Genomic DNA, 22744 nt, shown 5'->3' on the forward strand with positions numbered 1-22744 from the left:
CATCATCCCATCGGGGGGAGCGCGGGCAGTGCGCCGCGGGGGTCGACCAGGCCCTCGTCGCCGCGGTGGACCTGGAGGCCGTCCCCGTCCGAGCGGCCGGACAGCCAGCCGGTGAGCGCCCGCACCGGGCCCTCGGCGACCAGCCCGGGCGCCCCGCCGTCGCCGGCGCCGGTGCCGTCGCTGCTGTCACCGCCGCCGCCGAGCCGGACCCGGAGCCCGGCGTCCTCGGCGACCAGCAGCAGGTCGGGCAGGTCGTCCCGCGCGGCGAGGCGCGCGCCCAGCCGCTGGAACTCGGCGACGGCGAACGGCTCGGGCCAGTGTGCCGGGGTGTAGCCGGCGTTCAGGTCGACGTGGTGGTACTCCAGCTCGATCAGCCGCTTCCCCGGCACCTGCCAGGCCGGGAAGACGGTGCCGTCGCGGTGGGTGATCGGGGCGGCCCAGTGCTCGGGCTCCAGCCCGGCGGCGAAGTCCTGGAAGCGCCGCTGGCTCTCCCGGAGGTCGGCGACCTGCTCGGCCAGCGGGCGTCCGGCCCCGGCCTCGATGTCGGCGTCCCGCGTCTGCGGGGTGGCGTACTGCGGGACCTGCCGCCCGGTGCGGGCGCCGGTGAGCAGGTTGACCAGGGAGTCCGCGTTGCGGGCGAGGTGGGTCAGCAGGTGCCCGCGGGTCCAGCCGGACAGGGCGGAGGGTTCGAACACCGCCGCGGGCTCCAGCTCGGCCAGGGTGTGCAGCAGCAGGTCGGTGCTCTCCGCGGTGGCCCGCAGCCGCTCGGCTGCGGCGGCCGCGGCGGTGGTGGCCGCGGTGGTGGCGTCGCTCATCGGGCATGGCCTTTCGACGGTCGGGAAAACGGGTCGAGGCGGTGCGGTGCGGGCCCGGGGCGTTGCCCGGGCCGGTTGTCAGTCGTTGACGCTACCGTCGAGCGCGGGTGCCGTTCACCCGTCCGGGTGGCTCCGGCCGACCGGCTCAGATTCGAACGAATGAGCCAGTACGCTGGCGGGCGCATCCTGGAAGAAGCACGAAGAAGCACATCCCCCTCCTCCCTTCGACCCGGAGAAAGGCGCCAGTAGCAGTGGCAGACCGCCTCGTCGTCCGTGGTGCACGTGAGCACAACCTCAAGAACGTCTCGCTCGACCTGCCCAGGGACTCCCTCATCGTCTTCACGGGCCTCTCCGGGTCCGGCAAGTCCTCCCTCGCCTTCGACACGATCTTCGCCGAGGGCCAGCGGCGCTACGTCGAGTCGCTGTCCTCGTACGCCCGGCAGTTCCTCGGGCAGATGGACAAGCCGGACGTGGACTTCATCGAGGGCCTCTCCCCGGCCGTCTCGATCGACCAGAAGTCCACCAGCCGCAACCCCCGTTCCACCGTCGGCACCATCACCGAGGTGTACGACTACCTGCGCCTGCTGTTCGCCCGGATCGGCAAGCCGCACTGCCCGCACTGCGGGCGCCCGATCGCCCGGCAGTCGCCGCAGGCCATCGTCGACAAGGTGCTGGAGCTGCCCGAGGGCACCCGGTTCCAGGTGCTCAGCCCGGTGGTCCGGGAGCGCAAGGGCGAGTTCGTCGACCTCTTCGCCGACCTGCAGTCCAAGGGCTACGCCCGGGCCCGGGTGGACGGGCAGACCGTCCAGCTGACCGAGCCGCCGGTGCTCAAGAAGCAGGAGAAGCACACCATCGAGGTGGTCATCGACCGCCTCACGGTGAAGGCGGGCGCCAAGCGCCGGCTCACCGACTCGGTGGAGACCGCGCTCAAGCTGGCCGGCGGCATGGTGGTGCTCGACTTCGTCGACCTGGCGGAGGACGACCCCGAGCGCGAGAAGATGTTCTCGGAGCACCTCTACTGCCCGTACGACGACGTCTCCTTCGAGGAGCTGGAGCCGCGCTCCTTCTCCTTCAACTCCCCGTTCGGCGCCTGCCCGGACTGCTCCGGCCTGGGCAACCGGATGGAGGTCGACCCGGAGCTGCTCGTCCCCGACGAGGAGAAGTCGCTGGACGAGGGCGCCATCCACCCCTGGTCGCAGGGCGCCACCAAGGAGTACTTCCAGCGGCTGGTCAACGCGCTGGCCGGCGAGCTCGGCTTCCGCACCGACATCCCGTGGGCCGGGCTGCCGGTCCGGGCCCGCAAGGCGCTGCTGTACGGCCACAAGACCCAGGTCGAGGTCCGCTACCGCAACCGCTACGGCCGCGAGCGCTCCTACACCACCGCCTTCGAGGGCGTCGTCCCGTTCGTGACCCGCCGGCACTCCGAGTCGGAGAGCGACGCCGGGCGCGAGCGCTTCGAGGGCTACATGCGCGAGGTGCCCTGCCCGACCTGCAAGGGCACCCGGCTCAAGCCGGTGGTGCTGGCCGTGACGGTGATGGAGAAGTCCATCGCCGAGGTCTCCGCGATGTCGATCAGCGACTGCGCGGACTTCCTGGGCGCGCTGCGGCTGGACCGCCGGGACAAGCAGATCGCCGAGCGGGTGCTCAAGGAGGTGCTGGAGCGGCTGCGCTTCCTGGTGGACGTCGGCCTCGACTACCTCTCGCTCAACCGCGCCGCCGGCACCCTCTCCGGCGGCGAGGCCCAGCGCATCCGGCTGGCCACCCAGATCGGCTCCGGCCTGGTCGGCGTGCTGTACGTGCTGGACGAGCCGTCCATCGGCCTGCACCAGCGCGACAACCACCGGCTGATCGAGACCCTGGTCCGGCTGCGCGACATCGGCAACACGCTGATCGTCGTCGAGCACGACGAGGACACCATCAAGACCGCCGACTGGATCGTCGACATCGGCCCCGGCGCCGGCGAGCACGGCGGCAAGGTGGTGCACTCCGGCTCGCTGAAGGAGCTGCTGGCCAACGAGGAGTCGCTGACCGGCCAGTACCTGTCGGGCAAGCGCGCCATCCCGATCCCGGAGACCCGCCGCCCGCGCGACAAGAAACGCCAGCTGGTGGTGCACGGCGCCCGCGAGCACAACCTCAAGGACGTCACGGTCGCCTTCCCGCTGGGCACCTTCACCGCCGTCACCGGCGTCTCCGGCTCCGGCAAGTCCACGCTGGTCAACGACATCCTGTACGCGCACCTGGCCCGCGAGCTGAACGGCGCCCGCAGCGTCCCCGGCCGGCACACCCGGATCACCGGCACCGACCTGGTCGACAAGGTGGTGCACGTCGACCAGTCCCCGATCGGCCGGACCCCGCGCTCCAACCCGGCCACCTACACCGGCGTCTTCGACCACGTGCGCAAGCTGTTCGCGGAGACCCAGGAGGCCAAGGTCCGCGGCTACCTGCCCGGCCGGTTCTCGTTCAACGTCAAGGGCGGCCGCTGCGAGAACTGCTCCGGCGACGGCACCATCAAGATCGAGATGAACTTCCTGCCGGACGTCTACGTCCCCTGCGAGGTCTGCCACGGCGACCGCTACAACCGGGAGACGCTGGAGGTCCACTACAAGGGCAAGTCCATCGCCGAGGTGCTGAACATGCCGATCGAGGAGGGGCTCGACTTCTTCGAGGCCGTCCCCGCGATCGCCCGCCACCTCAGGACGCTCAAGGAGGTCGGCCTCGGCTACGTCCGGCTCGGCCAGCCCGCCACCACCCTCTCCGGCGGCGAGGCCCAGCGGGTCAAGCTCTCCGCCGAGCTGCAGAAGCGCTCCACCGGGCGGACGGTCTACGTCCTGGACGAGCCCACCACCGGCCTGCACTTCGAGGACATCAGCAAGCTGATCAAGGTCCTGGAGGGGCTGGTCGAGAAGGGCAACACCGTCATCGTCATCGAGCACAACCTCGACGTCATCAAGACCGCCGACTGGCTGGTCGACATGGGCCCCGAGGGCGGCTCCGGCGGCGGCAGCGTGGTCATCGAGGGCACCCCGGAGGAGGTCGCGGCCTCCACCGCCAGCCACACCGGCAAGTTCCTGCGCGACATCCTGCCGGGCGTCTCGGACGCGGCGCCCGCCGCCAAGCGGCGCAGGAAGTAGCACCGGGGGCGAGCGAGGACCGCCCGGGGAGCGCAGGCCGCTCCCCGGGCGGTCCGCTGCGCGCGTGCTACGTTGCTCGGCGCCCCTTCCCGCACCGAGGAGTCCCGATGCCCGAGCCCACCGCCTCCCGCCGGACCGTCCTGTGCTGCGCGGCCGTCGCGCTCGCCGGGGCCACCGCGGCCGGGTGCTCCTCCGCCGCCCAGGGCGACGGCAAGGGCGCGTCCGCCACCGAGGGCGACGGCAAGGGCGCGTCCGCCGTCCCGGTCGACCTCGGCGCGGCCGCGGACGTCCCGGTCGGCGGCGGGAAGGTGTACCGGGAGCAGGGCGTCGTGGTGACCCAGCCGACCGCCGGGGAGTACAAGGCGTTCAGCGCCAAGTGCACCCACGCCGGCTGCCTGGTCAACGGCGTCGTCAAGGAGCAGATCCAGTGCCTGTGCCACGGCAGCCGGTTCGGGATCTCCGACGGCGCGGTGCAGGACGGCCCGGCCCCCGCGCCGCTGCCCGCCTACCGGGTCGCGGTGCAGAACGGGAACCTCCAGGTCACCAAGAGCTGACGAACCCCGCCGGACGCCGCGGAGTGTCCGCGCCAGTCGGTACGGTAGGGGCATGGCAGACCCGTCCACCTACCGACCGGCGCCGGGGGCGATCCCGCTCTCGCCCGGGGTGTACAAGTTCCGTGACGCGCACGGCCGGGTCATCTACGTGGGGAAGGCGAAGAGCCTGCGCCAGCGGCTCTCCTCGTACTTCCAGGACGTGGCGAACCTGCACCCGCGCACCGCGACGATGGTGACCACCGCGGCGTCCGTGGAGTGGACGGTGGTGTCCACCGAGGTCGAGGCGCTCCAGCTGGAGTACTCCTGGATCAAGGAGTTCGACCCGCGGTTCAACGTCAAGTACCGGGACGACAAGAGCTACCCGGAGCTCGCCGTCACCCTGAACGAGGAGTTCCCCCGGGTCCAGGTGATGCGCGGGGCGCACAAGAAGGGCGTGCGCTACTTCGGCCCGTACGGGCACGCCTGGGCGATCCGCGAGACGGTCGACCTGCTGCTGCGGGTCTTCCCGGTGCGGACGTGCTCCAACGGCGTCTTCAAGCGCGCCCAGCAGGTCGGCCGCCCCTGCCTGCTCGGCTACATCGGCAAGTGCGCGGCGCCCTGCGTGGGCCGGGTGAGCGCCGCCGAGCACCGCGAACTCGCCGAGGAGTTCTGCGACTTCATGGCCGGCCGGACGGGCGGCCACCTGCGCCGGCTGGAACAGCAGATGCAGCAGGCCGCCGCCGAGATGGAGTACGAGAAGGCCGCCCGGCTGCGCGACGACCTGGCCGCGCTGCAACGCGCCATGGAGAAGAACGCGGTGGTGCTCGCCGACGGCACCGACGCCGACCTGCTGGCCCTGGCCGAGGACGAACTCGAGGCCGCCGTGCAGATCTTCCACGTCCGCGGCGGCCGGGTGCGCGGCCAGCGCGGCTGGGTCACCGACAGGGTCGAGGACGTCGACACCGCGGGCCTGGTCGAGCACGCCCTCCAGCAGCTGTACGGCGAGGGCAGCGAGCAGGTCCCGCGCGAGGTGCTCGTCCCCGCGCTGCCCGAGGAGGCCGTGCACGAGTGGCTCACCGGCCTGCGCGGCGCCCAGGTCGACCTGCGGGTCCCGCAGCGCGGCGACAAGAAGGACCTGATGGAGACCGTGCAGCGCAACGCCCAGCAGGCGCTGGCGCTGCACAAGACCAAGCGCGCCTCCGACCTCACCACCCGCAGCCGCGCCCTCCAGGAGATCGCCGAGGCGCTGGAGCTGGACTCGGTGCCGCTGCGCATCGAGTGCTTCGACATCTCGCACCTCCAGGGCGAGGACGTGGTGGCGTCCATGGTGGTGTTCGAGGACGGCCTGGCCCGCAAGAGCGAGTACCGCCGGTTCCAGATCAAGGGCTTCGAGGGCCAGGACGACGTCCGCTCGATGCACGAGGTGATCACCCGCCGCTTCCGCCGCTACCTCCAGGAGCGCGAGCACACCGGCGAGTGGGCGGTGCCCGAGGAGGCCCCGGAGGAGGACGGTTCGCCGCTCGACGAGAACGGCCGCCCCAAGCGCTTCGCCTACCCGCCGCAGCTGCTGGTGGTCGACGGCGGGCAGCCCCAGGTCGCCGCCGCCGTCCGGGCGTTGGACGAGCTGGGCATCGACGACGTCGCGGTGTGCGGCCTGGCCAAGCGGCTGGAGGAGGTGTGGCTGCCCGGCCAGGACGACCCGGTGGTGCTGCCGCGCTCCAGCGAGGGCCTGTACCTGCTCCAGCGGGTCCGCGACGAGGCGCACCGCTTCGCCATCACCTACCAGCGGGCCAAGCGCGCCAAGCGGCTCACGGCGGGGGAGCTGGACTCGGTCCCCGGGCTGGGCGAGACTCGCCGCCGGGCCCTGCTCAAGCACTTCGGTTCGCTGAAGAAGCTGCGGGCGGCGACCGTCGACGAACTGTGCGAGGTCCCCGGGGTCGGGCGCCGCACCGCCGAGACTGTTGCCGCAGCCTTGGCCTCCCGTACACCCGCCGCATTCGCGGTCAACACCGCGACCGGCGAGATCATCGAAGACAGCACGGCCACAGCAGTACCGAGAAGCGGGGAAGAGACGTGACAGTGTCCAACGGGGGGGAGACCACCCCCGAGCTGGTGATCATCTCGGGCATGTCGGGGGCGGGTCGTTCCACCGCCGCGAAGTGCCTGGAGGACCTCGGCTGGTTCGTGGTCGACAACCTGCCGCCCGCGCTGATCCCCACCATGGTCGACCTCGGGGCCCGCTCGCAGGGCGCGGTGCCGCGGATCGGCGTCGTGGTCGACGTCCGCGGCCGGACCTTCTTCGACGACCTGCTGACCTCGCTGGAGGAGCTGGAGAAGCGCGGCGTGCGGCTGCGCGTGGTCTTCCTGGACTCCTCCGACGACGCGCTGGTGCGCCGCTTCGAGTCGGTCCGCCGCCCGCACCCGCTCCAGGCCGACGGCCGGATCGTCGACGGCATCGCCCAGGAGCGCGAGCTGCTGCGCGAGCTGCGCGGCGAGGCCGACCTGGTGGTCGACACCTCCAACCTCAACGTGCACCAGCTGCGCGCCAAGATGGACGCCCAGTTCGCCGGCCAGGACGAGCCGGAGCTGCGCGCCACCGTGATGTCCTTCGGCTTCAAGTACGGCCTGCCGGTCGACGCCGACCTGGTGGTGGACTGCCGCTTCCTGCCCAACCCGCACTGGGTGCCCGAGCTGCGTGCCCGCACCGGCACGGACCCGGAGGTGGCGGAGTACGTCTTCCAGCAGCCCGGGGCCCAGCAGTTCGTGGACGGGTACACCGAGCTGCTGCGGATCGTCACCGAGGGCTACCGCCGGGAGGGGAAGCGCTACATGACGCTTGCCGTAGGCTGCACCGGAGGCAAGCACCGCAGCGTGGCGATGTCCGAGCAGCTGACCAAGCGTCTGATCGCGGACGGGGTCGAGACGGTGCTGGTCCACCGGGACATGGGCCGGGAGTAGGCGGCCGGGGAACCCCCGCACCGCCGCCCCGGCCGAGCACGAGACAGGAACATGGGGTCGGCGTGACGGGATACCTGCCAGCGCGGCTGCAGCTCCGGACCAGACCGGCCGAGCGGGCCGTCCAGCCGCGCCCCGGCGTGCCGAAGATCGCCGCGCTGGGGGGCGGCCAGGGCCTGTCCGCGTCGCTGTCCGCGCTGCGCCGGCTCACCACCGAGCTGACCGCCGTGGTCACCGTCGCCGACGACGGCGGCTCCAGCGGCCGGCTGCGCACCGAGCTGGGGGTGCTGCCGCCCGGCGACCTGCGCAAGGCGCTGGCCGCGCTCTGCGGCGACGACGAGTGGGGCCGGACCTGGTCCGAGGTGATCCAGCAGCGCTTCGCCGGCACCGGCGAGCTCGGCGGCCACGCGGTGGGCAACCTGCTGATCGTGGCGCTGTGGGAGAAGCTCGGCGACCCGGTGGAGGCGCTGAACTGGGTCGGCCGGCTGCTGAACGTGCAGGGCCGGGTGCTGCCGATGTCGGCCGTCCCGCTGGACATCGAGGCGCAGGTCCGCGGCCACGACCCGCTGCGGCCCGGCGAGGTGTCCGCGGTCCGCGGCCAGGCCGCGGTGGCGGTCACGCCCGGCACCGTGCAGTCGATCCGGCTGCTGCCGGACGGGCCGCCGGCCGTCCCGGAGGCCGTGCAGGCCGTCCTGGAGGCGGACTGGGTGGTGCTCGGCCCCGGCTCCTGGTTCACCAGCGTGCTGCCGCACCTGCTGGTCCCCGAGCTGGCCAAGGCGCTCACCGAGACCCGGGCCCGCCGCCTGCTCACCCTCAACCTCGCCCCGCAGCCCGGCGAGACCGAGGGCTTCACCCCGCAGCGCCACCTGGAGGTGATCGCCGACCACGCCCCCGGCCTGGCGGTGGATGCGATCCTGGTGGACGAGCGGGCGGTCAGCGGCGGCGCCTTCGGCGTGGCCGACCTGGCCGGCCTGGAACAGGCCGCCGAGCGGATGGGCGCCGCCCTGGTGCTCGACTCGGTGGCCCGCGACGACGGGACGCCGCGACACGACGCGGAGCTCTTGGCCGCCGCGTACGACCGGATTTTCCGGACTCATGGAAGGATCGGCCCATGGCGATGACGGCAGCGGTGAAAGACGAGATCTCCCGGCTTCCCGTCACCCGTGCCTGCTGCCGCAAGGCGGAGGTCTCGGCGATCCTGCGTTTTGCGGGCGGACTGCACATTGTGAGCGGCCGCATCGTGATCGAGGCGGAGCTGGACACCGGCATTGCGGCCCGGCGGCTGCGCAAGGACCTCCTGGAGATCTTCGGACACTCCTCGGATCTGGTGGTGATGGCCCCCGGCGGGCTGCGACGCGGCAGCCGGTACGTGGTGCGGGTGGTGAAGGACGGCGAGCTGCTGGCCCGGCAGACCGGGCTGGTGGACGGACGAGGGCGGCCGATCCGGGGCCTGCCCCCGGCGGTGGTCTCCGGGGCGACCTGCGACGCGGAGGCCGCCTGGCGCGGCGCTTTCCTCGCCCACGGCTCGCTGACCGAGCCCGGCCGCTCCTCCTCCCTGGAGATCACCTGCCCCGGCTCGGAGGCGGCGCTCGCCCTGGTCGGCGCGGCCCGCCGGCTCGGCATCCCGGCGAAGGCCCGCGAGGTGCGCGGCGTCGACCGGGTGGTGATCCGCGACGGCGACGCGATCGGCGCGCTGCTCACCCGGCTCGGCGCGCACGAGTCGGTGCTGGCCTGGGAGGAGCGCCGGATGCGCCGCGAGGTGCGGGCCACCGCCAACCGGCTGGCCAACTTCGACGACGCCAACCTGCGCCGCTCGGCCCGGGCCGCGGTCGCCGCGGGCGCCCGGGTGCAGCGCGCCCTGGAGATCCTCGGCGAGGAGGTGCCCGAGCACCTGGCCGCGGCCGGCGCGCTGCGCATGCAGCACAAGCAGGCCTCGCTGGAGGAGCTCGGCGCGCTCGCCGACCCGCCGCTGACCAAGGACGCGGTGGCCGGGCGGATCCGCCGGCTGCTGGCGATGGCCGACAAGCGGGCCGCCGAACTCGGCCTGCCGAACACCGAGGCCAACCTGACCGAGGAGATGGCCCTGAACTGACGGCCCGTCAACCGTCCCGAGGCGCACCGCAGGGGGCGTGCGCGGCAGGCAGCGGCACCCGCCGCCGCCCGTCGCGCACGCCCCCTGCGCACGTCCGGGCCGCCGCGCCCTACCGGTGAGGCGATGTGCCTTGCGACACTTGGGCGAGGTAGGGTCAGCAGTGGTCGGGGACAACCCAAATTTCACCCCCGTCGGGCTCCGGCCCGGCGTACCTAAGAGGAGATCGGTTCGTGACGATCCGGGTAGGCATCAACGGGTTCGGCCGCATCGGCCGCAACTTCTTCCGTGCGGTCAAGTCCCAGGGCGCTGACATCGAGATCGTCGGTGTCAACGACCTGACCGACACCAAGACGCTGGCTCACCTGCTCAAGTACGACACCACTCTCGGTACCTTCCCCGGCGAGGTCTCGCACACCGAGGACAGCATCACCGCCGACGGTCACACCTTCAAGGTCACCGCCGAGCGCGACCCCGCCAACCTTCCCTGGGCCGAGCTGGGCGCCGACATCGTCGTCGAGTCCACCGGCATCTTCACCAAGGCCGAGGCTGCGAAGAAGCACCTCGCCGCCGGTGCGAAGAAGGTCATCATCTCGGCGCCCGCCACCGACGAGGACATCACCATCGTGCTGGGCGTCAACGACGACAAGTACGACGCGGCCGCGCACGACATCATCTCCAACGCCTCCTGCACCACCAACTGCGTGGCGCCGATGGCGAAGGTCCTGCACGAGAACTTCGGCATCGTCAAGGGCCTGATGACCACCGTGCACGCCTTCACCAACGACCAGGTCACCCTGGACTTCCCGCACAAGGACCTGCGCCGCGCCCGCGCCGCCTCGCAGAACATCATCCCGACCTCGACCGGTGCCGCCAAGGCCACCGCCCTGGTCCTGCCGGAGCTCAAGGGCAAGCTGGACGGCACCTCGCTGCGCGTCCCGGTCCCGACCGGCTCCATCACCGACCTGGTGGTCACCCTGGAGCGCGAGGTCACCAAGGACGAGGTCAACGCCGCCTTCCAGAAGGCCGCGCAGGAGGGCCCGCTCAAGGGCTACCTGGCGTACACCGAGGACCCGATCGTCTCCTCGGACATCGTGAACGACCCGCACTCCTGCATCTTCGACTCGCAGCTGACCATGGCGCAGGGCAACCAGGTCAAGGTGCTCGGCTGGTACGACAACGAGTTCGGCTACTCGAACCGCCTGGTCAACCTGGTCTCCCTGGTCGGCGACCAGCTCTGACCCCGGCGGTAGTCGACGTGACGTGAGGGGCAGGGCCCGGACGGCTGTCACCGCCGACCGGGCCCTGCCGCTGCGCCCACCCTCGTCCGTCCCACTCCCCGATACCGGTGGCCCGCCGTCGTGTCGCCGTCTGCGCACCGTTCCACCCCCTGAGGAGCAAGACCGTGAAGACGATCGAAGACCTGGAGGTCTCCGGCAAGCGGGTGTTCGTCCGCGCCGACCTCAACGTGCCGCTGTCCGGTGACACCATCACCGACGACGGCCGGATCCGCGCCGTCGCGCCGACCATCGCCAAGCTCGTCGAGCGCGGCGCGCGCGTGGTGGTCGCCTCGCACCTGGGCCGTCCCAAGGGCGAGCCGGACCCGAAGTTCTCCCTCGCGCCGGTGGCGGTCCGCCTCGGCGAGATCCTCGGCCGTCCGGTGGCGTTCGCCACCGACACCGTCGGGGACAGCGCGAAGGCCACCGTCGCCGCCCTCGGCGACGGCGAGGTCACGCTGCTGGAGAACCTGCGCTTCAACGCCGGCGAGACCGCCAAGGACGACGCCGAGCGCGGCGCGTTCGCCGACGAGCTGGCCGCCCTCGCGGACCTGTACGTCGGCGACGGCTTCGGCGCGGTGCACCGCAAGCACGCCTCCGTCTACGACCTCCCGGCCCGGCTGCCGCACGCGGTCGGCGACCTGATCGCCACCGAGGTGGGCGTCCTCAAGCGCCTCACCGAGGACGTCGCCCGCCCGTACGTGGTGGTGCTCGGCGGCTCGAAGGTCTCCGACAAGGTCGGCGTGATCGAGAACCTGCTCGGCAAGGCCGACCGGATCCTGATCGGCGGCGGCATGATGTACACCTTCATCGCGGCCCAGGGCCACGGCGTGGGCGCCTCGCTGCTCCAGGAGGACCAGATCCCGGTCGTCCAGGACTACCTGAAGCGCGGCGCCGAGCAGGGCGTCGAGTTCGTGGTCCCGCTGGACACCGCGGTCTCCGGCAGCTTCCCGGACGTCAAGACCGGCGCCCCGGTCGAGGACTACGCGGTGGTCGACGTGGACGCGATCCCGGACGGCGCGCTCGGCCTGGACATCGGCCCGAGGACCGCCCAACTGTTCGCGGAGAAGATCGCCGACGCGAAGACCGTGTTCTGGAACGGCCCGATGGGCGTCTTCGAGCACCCGGCGTTCGCCGACGGCACCCGGGCGGTCGCCCAGGCGCTGCTCGACTCCGACGCGTTCACCGTGGTCGGCGGCGGCGACTCGGCGGCGGCGGTGCGCACCCTGGGGTTCGACGAGGCGAAGTTCGGACACATCTCGACCGGCGGTGGCGCGAGCCTCGAGTACCTGGAGGGCAAGACCCTTCCCGGTCTCGCCGCCCTGGAGGACTGAGAAAGACATGACTGAGCGTCTCCCGCTGATGGCGGGCAACTGGAAGATGAACCTCGACCACCTCGAGGCCATCCAGCACACCCAGAAGCTGGCGTTCTCGCTGGCCGACAAGGACTACGAGGCCGTCGAGGTCGCCGTCCTGGTCCCGTTCACCGACCTGCGCTCGGTGCAGACCCTGGTCGACGGCGACAAGCTGAAGCTCAAGTACGGCTCGCAGGACATCTCGCAGCACGACGGCGGGGCCTACACCGGCGAGGTCTCCGGCCCGATGCTGGCCAAGCTCAAGGTCGCCTACGCGGTGATCGGGCACTCCGAGCGCCGCCAGTACCACGGCGAGAACGAGGAGATCGTCAACGCCAAGGTGAAGGCCGCCTACCGCAACGGGATCACCCCGATCCTGTGCATCGGCGAGCCGCTGGAGATCCGCAAGGCCGGCACCCACGTCGCGTACACCCTGGCCCAGCTCGACGGCGCCCTCGACGGCGTCCCGGCCTCGGACGCCGAGAGCGTCGTCGTCGCGTACGAGCCGGTCTGGGCGATCGGCACCGGCGAGGTGGCCACCCCCGAGGACGCGCAGGAGGTCTGCGGCGCGATCCGGGCCCGGCTCGCCGAGCTGTACGGTGCCGAGCTGGCCGGCAAGGTCCGCGTGCTGTACGGCGGTTCGGTGAAGTCCTCGTCGGCGGCCGGCCTGATGGCCAAGCCCGACGTCGACGGCGGCCTGATCGGCGGCGCCTCCCTGGACGCCGATGAGTTCGTCAAGATCGTGCGCTACCGTGAGCAGGCAGTAGGCTAACGCCACTGCAGCAACGTAGGCTTTGGGGCCGGACCGCGAGGAGCGGGCCCGGCCCCTTCGCCGAAGATTCGAGAGAGTTGGTCCGTCGTGGTTCTCGGGTTCGAGATTGCTCTGATCGTCCTCAGCGTGCTGCTGATCCTGCTGGTGCTGCTGCACAAGGGCAAGGGCGGCGGCCTGTCCGACATGTTCGGTGGCGGCGCGGCCTCGACCGGTGGCGGCTCCGCGGTGGCCGAGCGCAACCTCGACCGCATCACCGTGATCCTCGGGATCTCGTGGTTCGCGTGCATCGTGGTGCTCGGGCTGCTGCTCAAGAACAACTGACAGGAAGTCGGCGGGCGATGGTGGCGCCGGCTTAACTCGCGCTTACACTAGGACGACTTCGCCACCGTCCGCCCAGCCGCGGCCGGACGGCACCAGCACGCAGGGAGTCAGACCGTGGCAAGTGGCAACGCGATCCGAGGCAGCCGAGTCGGCGCCGGCCCGATGGGCGAGGCGGAGCGCGGTGAATCCGCCCCGCGCAACCGCATCTCCTTCTGGTGCGCCAACAAGCACGAGACCCGCCCCAGCTTCGCCGCCGAGGCGGCGATCCCGGACACCTGGGACTGCCCGCGCTGCGGCTTCCCCGCCGGCCAGGACGAGCACAACCCGCCCGCCCCGGCCCGCAACGAGCCCTACAAGACCCACCTCGCCTACGTCCGCGAGCGCCGCACCGACGCCGACGGCGAGGCGATCCTCGCCGAGGCGCTGGCCAAGCTGCGCGGCGAGATCTGAGCGCACGGCAGTACGAGAAGAGCCGCCCACCCGGAGAGTCCTCCGGGTGGGCGGCTCCTTTTCGCGCCGGTGCGTCAGGCGAGCTTCCCCGCCGCCTTCTCGTCGAGGAGCCACAGGGTCCGCTCGGTGCCGGTGACCGCGCCGGCCGGGGCCGTGGTGGCGCCGGGGGCGGTGCGGGCCAGGGCGACCGCGTCGGCCTTGTCCTCGCCGGCGGCCAGCAGCCACACCTGGCGGGCGTGGTGCAGGGCGGGGAGGGTGAGGGAGAGGCGGGTGGGCGGGGGCTTGGGGGAGTCGTGGACGGCGATGACCGTGCCGTCGCTCCGTTCGGTGCCGGGGTGGCCGGGGAAGAGCGAGGCGACGTGCGCGTCCGGGCCGACGCCCAGCAGCAGGACGTCGAACAGCGGCAGCCGCTCGCCGGGGGCGGCGGCCGCGGCCAGTTCGGCGGCGTAGCGCTCGGCGGCCCGCTCGGCGGTGGTGGTGCCGTCGGCCGGGGGCATCTCGTGCACCCGGGCGCCGAGCGGCCGGACGGCGTCCAGGAACGCGGCGGCCTGGACGGCGTTGCGCTCCGGGTCGCCGGCCGGGAGGTAGCGCTCGTCGCCCCACCACAGGTCGACGTGCGCCCAGTCGACCGCGTCGCGCGCCGGGTGGGCGGCGAGCGCGGCCAGCAGGGCGTTGCCGTTGCGGCCGCCGGTGAGCACCAGGTGCGCGGTGCCGCGGGCGGCCTGGGCGTCGGCCGCGGCGGTGAGCAGCCGGGCGGCGGCGGCCTGGGCGAGCAGCGCCGCGTCCCGGTGGACCAGGACCCGGTCGGTGCTCACTGGCCGCTCCGCTTGCGCGGGGCGGTCTTCTCGGCCGTCGCGGCCTTCTTGGCCGTCACGGCCTTCTTGGCGGGGGCCGCCTTCTTGGCCGGGGCGGCCTTGCCGGGCAGCTTGGCGCTGACCCGGGCCGGGGCGGCGACGGCGGCCTCGACGACCTTGGCGTCCGGTTCCGCGGCCGCGGGGGCCGCGGCCTCCACGGTGCCGCCGGGGCCCGCGTGCTCGACTCCGGCGATCCGCTCGCGCAGCCGGTCGACCGGGGTGCGGACGGCGGTGGCGTAGATGTCGTCGGGGTCGAGGCGGCGCAGTTCCTCGGCGATCAGCTCGGCGGTGTCGCGGCGCTTGAGGGCGACCATCCGGTCGGGCGCGCCGGGCATGCAGAGCGTGCCGAGCAGGCCGTCGGGGCGGTCGAGCGTGATGTCGCCGTCCTCGGTGTGCAGCCGCACCGCGGTGATGCCGGGGCCGCCGGTGACGACCCGCTCGACCGGGACGCGCAGCCGGTTGTTCAGCCACAGGCCGAGCAGTTCGACGCTGGGGTTGTAGGACTCGCCCTCGACCACCGCGCCGGTGATCGTGACGTCGCGCTGGTCCAGGGCCGCGGCCAGCATGGAGCGCCAGCCGGTGATCCTGGTCCAGGCGAGGTCGGTGTCGCCGGGGGTGTAGCCGGCCGCCCGCTGGGCGAGCTGGCCGACCGGGGACTCGGCGGTCACCGCGTCGGTGATCCGCCGCTGGGCGAGCGCGCCGAGCGGGTCCTGGGCCGGGTTGAGCGGCGCGTTGTCCGGCCACCAGACCACCACGGGGGCGTCCGGCAGCAGCAGCGGCAGCACCACGGACTGGGCGTGCGCGGCGAGTTCGCCGTGCATGCGCAGGATGACGGTCTCGCCGCTGCCCGCGTCGGTGCCGACCAGGATCTCCGCGTCGAGCCGGGTCTCGGCCCGGGCGCGGGGCGAGCGCCCGGCCCGCTTGATGACGGCCAGGATGCGCGAGGGGTGCTCGCGGGAGGCGTCGTTGGCGGCCTTGAGCGCGTCGTACGCGCTGCCCTCGTCCGTCACGATCACCAGGGTCAGCACCATGCCGGCGGCGGTCGAGCCGCTCTCCCGCCGGGCGTTCATCAGGGCTGCGTTGATCTTGCTGGACGTGGTGTCCGTCAGGTCGATCTTCATGGCCGGCGCCAGCTCCTGCCGTCTCGTGCGAGCATCTCGTCCGCCTCGACCGGGCCCCAGGTGCCGGCCGGGTACTGCGCGGGCTTGCCGTTGGCTTCCCAGTACTGCTCGATCGGGTCGAGGATCTGCCAGGACAGCTCGACCTCCTGGTGCCGCGGGAAGAGGTTCGCGTCGCCGAGCAGGACGTCCAGGATGAGGCGCTCGTACGCCTCCGGGCTGGACTCGGTGAAGGACTCGCCGTAGGCGAAGTCCATCGTGACGTCGCGGACCTCCAGCGCGGTGCCGGGGACCTTCGAACCGAACCGCACGGTGACGCCCTCGTCCGGCTGGACCCGGATCACCAGGGCGTTCTGGCCGAGCTCCTCGGTGGCGTAGGAGTCGAACGGCAGGTACGGGGCCCGCTGGAAGACCACCGCGATCTCGGTGACCCGGCGGCCCAGCCGCTTGCCGGTGCGCAGGTAGAACGGGACGCCCGCCCAGCGGCGGTTGTTGATCTCCAGCTTGATGGCGGCGAAGGTGTCGGTCTTGGACTCGGGGTCGATGCCGTCCTCGTCCAGGTAGCCGAGCACCTCCTCGCCGCCCTGCCAGCCGGCCGCGTACTGGCCGCGCACGGTGTGCGCGCCCAGGTCGGCGGGGAGCTTGACGGCGCTGAGCACCTTCAGCTTCTCGGCGACCAGCGCCTTCGGGTGGAAGGACGCCGGCTCCTCGATGGCGGTCAGCGCCATCAGCTGGAGCAGGTGGTTCTGGATGACGTCGCGGGCGGAGCCGATGCCGTCGTAGTAGCCGGCCCGGCCGCCGATGCCGATGTCCTCGGCCATGGTGATCTGCACGTGGTCGACGTACGACCGGTTCCAGATCGGCTCGAACATCTGGTTGGCGAAGCGCAGCGCCAGGATGTTCTGGACGGTCTCCTTGCCCAGGTAGTGGTCGATCCGGAAGACCTCGTCACGGGGGAAGACCTCGTGGACGATCCGGTTCAACTCCTGGGCGCTGGCCAGGTCGTGGCCGAACGGCTTCTCGATCACCGCCCGGCGCCAGGAGCCCGGCGCCGGGTCGGTCAGGCCGTGCTTCTTGAGCTGCTGGACCACGGTCGGGAAGAACTTCGGCGGCACCGACAGGTAGAACGCGAAGTTGCCGCCGGTGCCCTGCGCCCGGTCGAGGTCCTCGATCGTGCGGCGCAGGGTGTCGAAGGCGTCGTCGTCGCCGAAGTCGCCCTGGACGAAGCGCATGCCCTTGGCGAGCTGCTCCCAGACCTCCTCGCGGAAGGGCGTGCGGGCGTGCTCCTTGACGGCGTCGTGCACCTCGTTGGCGAAGTCCTCGTCCTCCCACTCGCGGCGGGCGAAGCCGACGAGCGAGAAGCCCGGCGGCAGCAGGCCGCGGTTGGCGAGGTCGTAGACCGCCGGCATCAGCTTCTTGCGCGAGAGGTCGCCGGTGACCCCGAAGATCACCAGGCCGGACGGGCCGGCGATCCTCGGCAGCCGCCGGTCGGCGGGGTCGCGCAGCGGGTTGACGGGCCGGTCCGGGGTGTCGCCCGCGGCCGGCTCCGTGCCCTCCACATCCGGGTACGGCTGGGTGTTGCTCACTGTGGTGTGCTCCGCTTTCCGTTGCGTCAGTTCGTGAGCAGGGGTCAGTTCTTCTTGTCGTGCGCGGCGAGCGCCGCGCTGACGGTGTCGAGCAGCTCGGTCCAGGACGCCTCGAACTTCTGCACGCCCTCGTCCTCCAGCACCTGGACCACGTCGTCGTAGTCCACGCCCGCGGCGGCGATCGCGTCGAGCACGGCCTTGGCGTCGGCGTAGTTCGGGGTGATGGTGTCGCCGGTGACCTCGCCGTGGTCGTCGGTGGCGTCCAGGGTGGCCTCGGGCATGGTGTTGACGGTGCCCGGGGCGACCAGCTCGGTCACGTACAGGGTGTCCGGCAGGTTCGGGTCCTTGACGCCGGTGGAGGCCCACAGCGGGCGCTGCGGCTTGGCGCCGGCCGCCTCCAGGGCCGCCCAGCGGGCCGAGGCGGGCTTGCCGCCGTCGACCGAGCCGTAGACCTCCTCGTACGCCTGGTAGGCGAGGCGGGCGTTGGCCAGCGCGGCCTTGGAGCGCAGCTCCTTGGCCTCGGCGGTGCCGACGCCGTCCAGCCGCTTGTCGATCTCGGTGTCGACCCGGGAGACGAAGAACGAGGCGACCGACTCGATCTGCGAGAGGTCCAGGCCGGCGGCCTTGGCCTGCTCCAGGCCGGTCAGGTGGGCGTCGATGACGGCCTTGTAGCGCTCCAGCGAGAAGATCAGCGTGACGTTGACGCTGATGCCCCGGGCGAGCACCTGGCTGATCGCGGGCAGGCCGCCCATGGTGGCGGGGATCTTGATCAGCACGTTCGGGCGGTCGACCAGCCACCAGAGCTGCTTGGCCTCGGCCACCGTGGCGTCGGTGCGGTGCGCCAGGCGCGGGTCGACCTCGATGGAGACCCGGCCGTCGCGGCCGTTGGAGGCGTCGTAGACCGGGCGCAGCACGTCGGCGGCGTCCCGCACGTCCGAGGTGGTGATCATGCGGACGGCCTCTTCGGTGGTGACGCCGCGCACCGCGAGGTCGGTCAGCTGGCCGTCGTAGGCGGCGCTGCCGCCGCCGATGGCCTTCTGGAAGATGGTCGGGTTGGTGGTGACGCCGACGACGTGCTTCTCCTGCACCAGCTCGGCCAGGTTGCCGGAGTTCAGGCGCTCGCGGCTCAGGTCGTCGAGCCAGATCGCCACGCCTGCTTCGCTGAGGCGGTTCAATGCGTCGGTCATGGTGCTCAGTCCCTCTTCTCTTCTCTTCGGGCGTGCGTGGGGAGTCCGGGGCGCCGGCCCGGGGCGGTGCGGATACCCCGGGCCGGGCGGATCAGCGCGTCAGCGCGAGACGGCTTCGACCGTGCGCAGCGAGGCACGGGCGGCGGTGGTGACCGCTTCGGCGGTGAGGCCGAACTCCTCGTACAGCACCTTGTAGTCGGCGGAGGCGCCGAAGTGCTCCAGGCTGACGATCCGGCCGGCGTCGCCGACCAGCTCGCGCCAGCCCTGGGCGATGCCCGCCTCGACCGAGACCCGGGCCTTGACGTCGGGCGGCAGCACGCTGTCCTGGTAGGACTGGTCCTGCTCGCGGAACCACTCCACCGAGGGCAGCGAGACCACCCGGGTCGGGACGCCCTCGGCCTCCAGCACCTCGCGGGCCGCCACGGCGATCTGCACCTCGGAGCCGGTGCCGATCAGGATGACCTTCGGCACGCCGCCGGCGGCCTCGGCCAGCACGTAGCCGCCCTTGGCCGCGCCCTCGGCGGAGCCGAACACCTCGCGGTCGTAGGTCGGCACGCCCTGCCGGGTCAGCGCCAGGCCGACCGGGCCGGGGCGGCTGGTCTGCCGCTCCAGCAGGGTGCGCCACACCACGGCGGTCTCGTTGGCGTCCGCCGGGCGGACCACGGCCAGGCCGGGGATGGCGCGCAGCGCGGCCAGGTGCTCGATCGGCTGGTGGGTCGGGCCGTCCTCGCCGAGGCCGATCGAGTCGTGCGTCCAGACGTAGGTGACCGGCAGCTTCATCAGGGCGGCGAGCCGGACCGCGGGGCGCATGTAGTCGGAGAACACCAGGAAGGTGCCGCCGTAGATCCGGGTGCGGCCGTGCAGCGCGATGCCGTTCATGATCGAGCCCATGGCGTGCTCGCGGATGCCGAAGTGGATCGTCCGGCCGTACGGCGAGGCGCTCTTGAGCGGGTTGCCCTCCGGGAGGAAGGACGACTCCTCGTCGATGGTGGTCAGGTTCGACTCGGCGAGGTCGGCGGAGCCGCCCCACAGCTCGGGGACGATCTTGCCGAGCGCCTTCAGGGTGTCGCCGGAGGCCTTGCGGGTGGCGACGTCCTTGCCGGCCGGGAAGACCGGGACGGCCTTCTCCCAGCCGTCGGGCAGCTCGCCGGACTGGATCCGGTCGAACTCGGCGGCGCGCTCGGGCTGCGCGGCGCGCCAGTCGGCGAGCCGACCCTCCCACGCGGCGCGGGCGTGCTGGCCGCGGCCGACCACCTCGCGGGTGTGGGCGAGCACCTCGTCGGTGACCTCGAAGGTCTTGTCCGGGTCGAAGCCCAGCACCTTCTTGGTGGCGGCGATCTCGGCGTCGCCGAGGGCCGAGCCGTGCGCCTTGCCGGTGTTCTGGGCGTTCGGCGCGGGCCAGGCGATGATGGTGCGCATCGCGACGATCGACGGCTTGCCGGTCTCGGCCCGGGCGGCCTCCAGGGCCTTGGCCAGGGCGGGCACGTCGATGTCGCCGTCGGCCTTCGGGGCGACCCGCTGGACGTGCCAGCCGTACGCCTCGTAGCGGGCCAGCACGTCCTCGGAGAAGGCGGTCTCGGTGTCGCCCTCGATCGAGATGTGGTTGTCGTCGTAGAGCGCGACCAGGTTGCCCAGCTTCTGGTGGCCGGCCAGCGAGGACGCCTCGGCCGAGATGCCCTCCTCCAGGTCGCCGTCGGAGACGATCGCCCAGACGGTGTGGTCGAACGGCGAGGCGCCGGCCGCGGCCTCCGGGTCGAACAGGCCGCGCTCGTAGCGGGCCGCCATCGCCATGCCGACCGCGTTGCCGATGCCCTGGCCGAGCGGGCCGGTGGTGGTCTCGACGCCGGCGGTGTGGCCGTGCTCCGGGTGGCCGGGGGTACGGCTGCCGGCGACCCGGAAGGACTTCAGGTCGTCCAGCGACAGCCCGTAGCCGGACAGGAACAGCTGGGTGTACAGCGTGAGGGAGGTGTGCCCGGGGGAGAGCACGAAGCGGTCGCGGCCGACCCAGGCCGGGTCGGTCGGGTCGTGGCGCAGGAAGCGCTGGAAGATCAGATAGGCGGCGGGGGCCAGGGACATGGCGGTGCCGGGGTGTCCGTTCCCCACCTTCTGCACGGCGTCCATGGCCAGGACCCGGGCCGTGTCGACGGCCCGCTGGTCCAACTCGCTCCACTCAAAAACGTTCCGCGTGGTGCTCACCCTGACTCAGGGCTCCTTCCGGATTCTGTGAAGTGTGACCCCGTGAAGGGGACCGGTCGGCCACGCCGCTGTGGCTGGTGCCGATCACGGAGGGTTGATCCCGCTTCTCTGTGCGAGCCTACCGTTAGCGGGGCACCTCACCCTCTGTGCCGGGCAACGTGGGTCCGAGGCGTCGCATTCCCCCTGCCGGGCCGTCAACTCGTCTGTCCTACCTTCACCCCTCCAGGGAGGGTTTGCCCGTCCGAGGGGCAAGACGGGAGCGGACGCGGCTCGCCGGGGGACCCCGGGGCGGATCGGGAGATATGGAACGTCTATGGTTGCGTGGTACGCGCAGAGCGGACGGCGGGCACCCTGCGGGTCTCCGGGTCGCCTGTGGAAGTTCATCGACTGTTGAGGTGTCCGTGACCGCCGTCGAATCCCGCCCCGCTGGGGTGGTGGTAGGGACGAGGACCGCGCCCCGGCCGTTCGGGGCCCGCGTCGGGGCCTTCGTGGCCCTCACCAAACCCCGGATCATCGAACTGCTGCTGATCTCCACGGTCCCGGTGATGTTCCTGGCCCAGGGCGGGGTGCCCAACCTGTGGCGGGTGCTCGCGGTGGTGGTCGGCGGTTACCTGTCGGCGGGCGGCGCCAACGCGCTCAACATGTACATCGACCGCGACATCGACGCGGTGATGTCGCGCACCGAGCGGCGCCCGATCGTCACCGGCATGGTCTCCCCGCGCGAGGCGCTGGTCTTCGGCGTCGTGCTGGCGGCGGTCTCCACCCTCTGGCTCGGCCTGCTGGTCAACTGGCTCTCCTCGGCGCTCGCCCTGGGCGCCCTGCTGTTCTACGTGTTCGTCTACACCCTGGGCCTCAAGCGGCGCACCTCGCAGAACGTGGTCTGGGGCGGCATCGCCGGCTGCATGCCGGTGCTGGTCGGCTGGTCCTCGGTGACGGACTCGCTGTCCTGGGCGGCCGTGGTGCTGTTCCTGGTGGTGTTCTTCTGGACGCCGCCGCACACCTGGGTGCTGATGATGAAGGTCCGCGACGACTACGCCAAGGCCGGCGTGCCGATGCTGCCGGTGATCCGCGGCAACATCGGCGTCGCCAAGCAGGTCGTCGCCTACTCCTGGGTGATGGTGGCGACCTCGCTGCTGCTGTGGCCCGCCGCGCACACCAGCTGGCTGTACCCGACCACCGCCGCCGTCCTCGGCGCGCTGTGGATGAAGGAGGCCTACGCCCTCCAGTCGCGCGCGAAGGCCGGCATCGTGGGCGCCAAGCTCAAGGAGATGCGGCTGTTCCACTGGTCGATCACCTACCTGACCCTGCTGTTCCTGGTCGTGGCGATCGACCCCTTCGTGGGCTGACGCCCCCCGCACACCCCCTCGGCCTCAGCGCGGCGGCAGCTCGCTGGGGCCGACGTGGTTCTCCAGCCAGGCGTGCAGCGGCGCCGCCGCGTGCAGGAAGCCGGTGATCCGGTCGTACGCCCGCGCGGTGCCCAGCCAGGCCGCGGGCTCCCACTCCTGCCAGGCGACCAGGCCCTTGTGGCGCAGCAGTTCGATCCGCGGGTGGTCCTTGGCGGTGCCGCGCGGCGCGGTCTTCAGGCTGTCCCGCCCGACCACCTGCGGCCCGGCCGCCCGGACGCCGGCCACCACCCGCTCCAGCTCGGCCCCCGGCACGTCCTCGGCCACCGCGGCCCGGTAGCGCGCCAACTGGTCGCTCGCCAGCCGGTAGTAGCCCAGCCCGCAGGCCAGCCCATCGGCGGACAGCTGCACGTAGCCGCCGGACTCCAGGTACCCGCCGATGTGCGTCTTGTACGGGGACCTGTCGGCCGAGAACCGGACGTCCCGGTGCGGCCGGAAGATCCTCCCCGGCCCGAACTCCGGCTCCAGCCGGGCCAGCAGCGCCTCCATCGGGGCCCGCACGACCTCGTCGTACACCGCGCGGTGCGCGGCCCAGAAGGTCTTCGAGTTGTCGGCCTCCAGGTGCTCGTAGAACTCCAGCGCCTCGGCCGGCCAGCCACGGAAATCGTTCACCCGGACAGTATTCACCCGCGTCCGGGCACCGCCGCCCGGCGGCGGGCTGACGCCGCGTCAGTGTTAGGTTGCCAGGCGACCGCCGGGCGC

The 22744-nt window shown here is 72.2% G+C and carries 19 protein-coding genes; 12 read left to right on the forward strand and 7 right to left on the reverse strand.

Translation table 11 applies throughout. From position 1 onward, the window contains the following. Positions 1-2: 2 nt before the first annotated feature. Positions 3-815, reverse strand: a complete 813-nt coding sequence (locus ACIQVD_RS26990; RefSeq protein WP_400689829.1) for a maleylpyruvate isomerase family mycothiol-dependent enzyme — start codon at positions 813-815, stop codon at positions 3-5. Between the two features lie 251 nt (positions 816-1066). Here ACIQVD_RS26990 and uvrA point away from each other — a divergent pair, with 251 nt between their 5' ends. The 11 genes from uvrA to ACIQVD_RS27045 all read left to right on the forward strand — a co-directional run bounded on the left by uvrA (position 1067) and on the right by ACIQVD_RS27045 (position 13698). Further along, positions 1067-3946, forward strand: coding sequence for an excinuclease ABC subunit UvrA (gene uvrA, locus ACIQVD_RS26995; RefSeq protein WP_400689832.1), 2880 nt, complete (start codon positions 1067-1069; stop codon positions 3944-3946). A gap of 107 nt (positions 3947-4053) precedes the next feature. Next, the gene (locus ACIQVD_RS27000; protein WP_402291973.1) at positions 4054-4500 is read left to right on the forward strand and encodes a Rieske (2Fe-2S) protein; all 447 of its coding nucleotides are present in this window, start codon (positions 4054-4056) and stop codon (positions 4498-4500) included. 52 nt (positions 4501-4552) lie between these two features. Next, positions 4553-6556 carry an excinuclease ABC subunit UvrC gene (uvrC, locus tag ACIQVD_RS27005; protein WP_402291974.1) on the forward strand — a complete coding sequence of 668 codons (2004 nt, stop codon included), beginning with the start codon at positions 4553-4555 and terminating at the stop codon, positions 6554-6556. 2 nt (positions 6557-6558) lie between these two features. Beyond that, positions 6559-7437, forward strand: coding sequence for an RNase adapter RapZ (gene rapZ, locus ACIQVD_RS27010; protein ID WP_100840262.1), 879 nt, complete (start codon positions 6559-6561; stop codon positions 7435-7437). Between the two features lie 86 nt (positions 7438-7523). Continuing rightward, entirely contained in the window at positions 7524-8555 is a 1032-nt protein-coding gene (gene yvcK / locus ACIQVD_RS27015) for a uridine diphosphate-N-acetylglucosamine-binding protein YvcK (RefSeq protein ID WP_100840701.1), read from the forward strand. Further along, positions 8546-9526, forward strand: coding sequence for a DNA-binding protein WhiA (gene whiA / locus ACIQVD_RS27020; protein WP_014138611.1), 981 nt, complete (start codon positions 8546-8548; stop codon positions 9524-9526). The genes yvcK and whiA overlap by 10 nt, the downstream gene beginning before the upstream one ends. Positions 9527-9756: 230 nt before the next feature. Beyond that, positions 9757-10764, forward strand: coding sequence for a type I glyceraldehyde-3-phosphate dehydrogenase (gene gap / locus ACIQVD_RS27025; protein ID WP_100840261.1), 1008 nt, complete (start codon positions 9757-9759; stop codon positions 10762-10764). Between the two features lie 164 nt (positions 10765-10928). Continuing rightward, entirely contained in the window at positions 10929-12134 is a 1206-nt protein-coding gene (locus tag ACIQVD_RS27030; RefSeq protein WP_400689843.1) for a phosphoglycerate kinase, read from the forward strand. A 7-nt stretch (positions 12135-12141) separates the two neighbouring features. Next, positions 12142-12927, forward strand: coding sequence for a triose-phosphate isomerase (tpiA, locus tag ACIQVD_RS27035; RefSeq protein WP_400689846.1), 786 nt, complete (start codon positions 12142-12144; stop codon positions 12925-12927). A gap of 87 nt (positions 12928-13014) precedes the next feature. Continuing rightward, positions 13015-13248: a preprotein translocase subunit SecG gene (secG, locus tag ACIQVD_RS27040; RefSeq protein ID WP_100840258.1), complete on the forward strand. Its 234-nt coding sequence runs from the start codon at positions 13015-13017 to the stop codon at positions 13246-13248. Positions 13249-13410: 162 nt separating this feature from the next. Next, positions 13411-13698, forward strand: a complete 288-nt coding sequence (locus ACIQVD_RS27045) for an RNA polymerase-binding protein RbpA (RefSeq protein WP_014138616.1) — start codon at positions 13411-13413, stop codon at positions 13696-13698. Between the two features lie 74 nt (positions 13699-13772). On the opposite strand, the gene pgl is transcribed toward ACIQVD_RS27045, so the two are convergent. The 5 genes from pgl to tkt all read right to left on the reverse strand — a co-directional run bounded on the left by pgl (position 13773) and on the right by tkt (position 20639). Next, the gene (pgl, locus tag ACIQVD_RS27050; RefSeq protein WP_402291975.1) at positions 13773-14513 is read right to left on the reverse strand and encodes a 6-phosphogluconolactonase; all 741 of its coding nucleotides are present in this window, start codon (positions 14511-14513) and stop codon (positions 13773-13775) included. Next, on the reverse strand, positions 14510-15673 hold the full coding sequence (gene opcA / locus ACIQVD_RS27055; RefSeq protein WP_402291976.1) for a glucose-6-phosphate dehydrogenase assembly protein OpcA: 1164 nt from the start codon (positions 15671-15673) through the stop codon (positions 14510-14512). Before opcA ends, pgl begins: the two co-directional genes overlap by 4 nt. Then, positions 15670-17229: a glucose-6-phosphate dehydrogenase gene (zwf, locus tag ACIQVD_RS27060; RefSeq protein WP_282206612.1), complete on the reverse strand. Its 1560-nt coding sequence runs from the start codon at positions 17227-17229 to the stop codon at positions 15670-15672. The genes opcA and zwf overlap by 4 nt, the downstream gene beginning before the upstream one ends. 71 nt (positions 17230-17300) lie before the next feature. Further along, entirely contained in the window at positions 17301-18443 is a 1143-nt protein-coding gene (gene tal / locus ACIQVD_RS27065) for a transaldolase (RefSeq protein WP_400689855.1), read from the reverse strand. Positions 18444-18542: 99 nt separating this feature from the next. After that, positions 18543-20639, reverse strand: coding sequence for a transketolase (gene tkt / locus ACIQVD_RS27070; RefSeq protein ID WP_400689858.1), 2097 nt, complete (start codon positions 20637-20639; stop codon positions 18543-18545). Between the two features lie 401 nt (positions 20640-21040). On the opposite strand from tkt, the gene ACIQVD_RS27075 reads away from it, so the two are divergent. Then, positions 21041-21985, forward strand: a complete 945-nt coding sequence (locus ACIQVD_RS27075; RefSeq protein ID WP_400689860.1) for a heme o synthase — start codon at positions 21041-21043, stop codon at positions 21983-21985. A 24-nt stretch (positions 21986-22009) separates the two neighbouring features. Here ACIQVD_RS27075 and ACIQVD_RS27080 read toward each other — a convergent pair whose 3' ends face one another. Beyond that, positions 22010-22654: a DUF2461 domain-containing protein gene (locus ACIQVD_RS27080; protein ID WP_400689863.1), complete on the reverse strand. Its 645-nt coding sequence runs from the start codon at positions 22652-22654 to the stop codon at positions 22010-22012. Positions 22655-22744 lie beyond the last annotated feature (90 nt).

Origin of the sequence: Kitasatospora sp. NPDC090308 (genome assembly GCF_044769485.1) — a bacterium.
In the GTDB taxonomy this organism is placed as follows: Bacteria; Actinomycetota; Actinomycetes; order Streptomycetales; family Streptomycetaceae; genus Kitasatospora; species Kitasatospora fiedleri.

Coding starts and splice junctions, on each gene's coding strand:
- ACIQVD_RS26990 (WP_400689829.1), bottom strand. CDS start 815: ATGAGCGACGCCACCACCGCGGCCACCACCGCCGCGGCCGCCGCAGCC.
- ACIQVD_RS27000 (WP_402291973.1), top strand. CDS start 4,054: ATGCCCGAGCCCACCGCCTCCCGCCGGACCGTCCTGTGCTGCGCGGCC.
- uvrC (WP_402291974.1), top strand. CDS start 4,553: ATGGCAGACCCGTCCACCTACCGACCGGCGCCGGGGGCGATCCCGCTC.
- whiA (WP_014138611.1), top strand. CDS start 8,546: ATGGCGATGACGGCAGCGGTGAAAGACGAGATCTCCCGGCTTCCCGTC.
- tpiA (WP_400689846.1), top strand. CDS start 12,142: ATGACTGAGCGTCTCCCGCTGATGGCGGGCAACTGGAAGATGAACCTC.
- ACIQVD_RS27045 (WP_014138616.1), top strand. CDS start 13,411: ATGGGCGAGGCGGAGCGCGGTGAATCCGCCCCGCGCAACCGCATCTCC.
- opcA (WP_402291976.1), bottom strand. CDS start 15,673: ATGAAGATCGACCTGACGGACACCACGTCCAGCAAGATCAACGCAGCC.
- tal (WP_400689855.1), bottom strand. CDS start 18,443: ATGACCGACGCATTGAACCGCCTCAGCGAAGCAGGCGTGGCGATCTGG.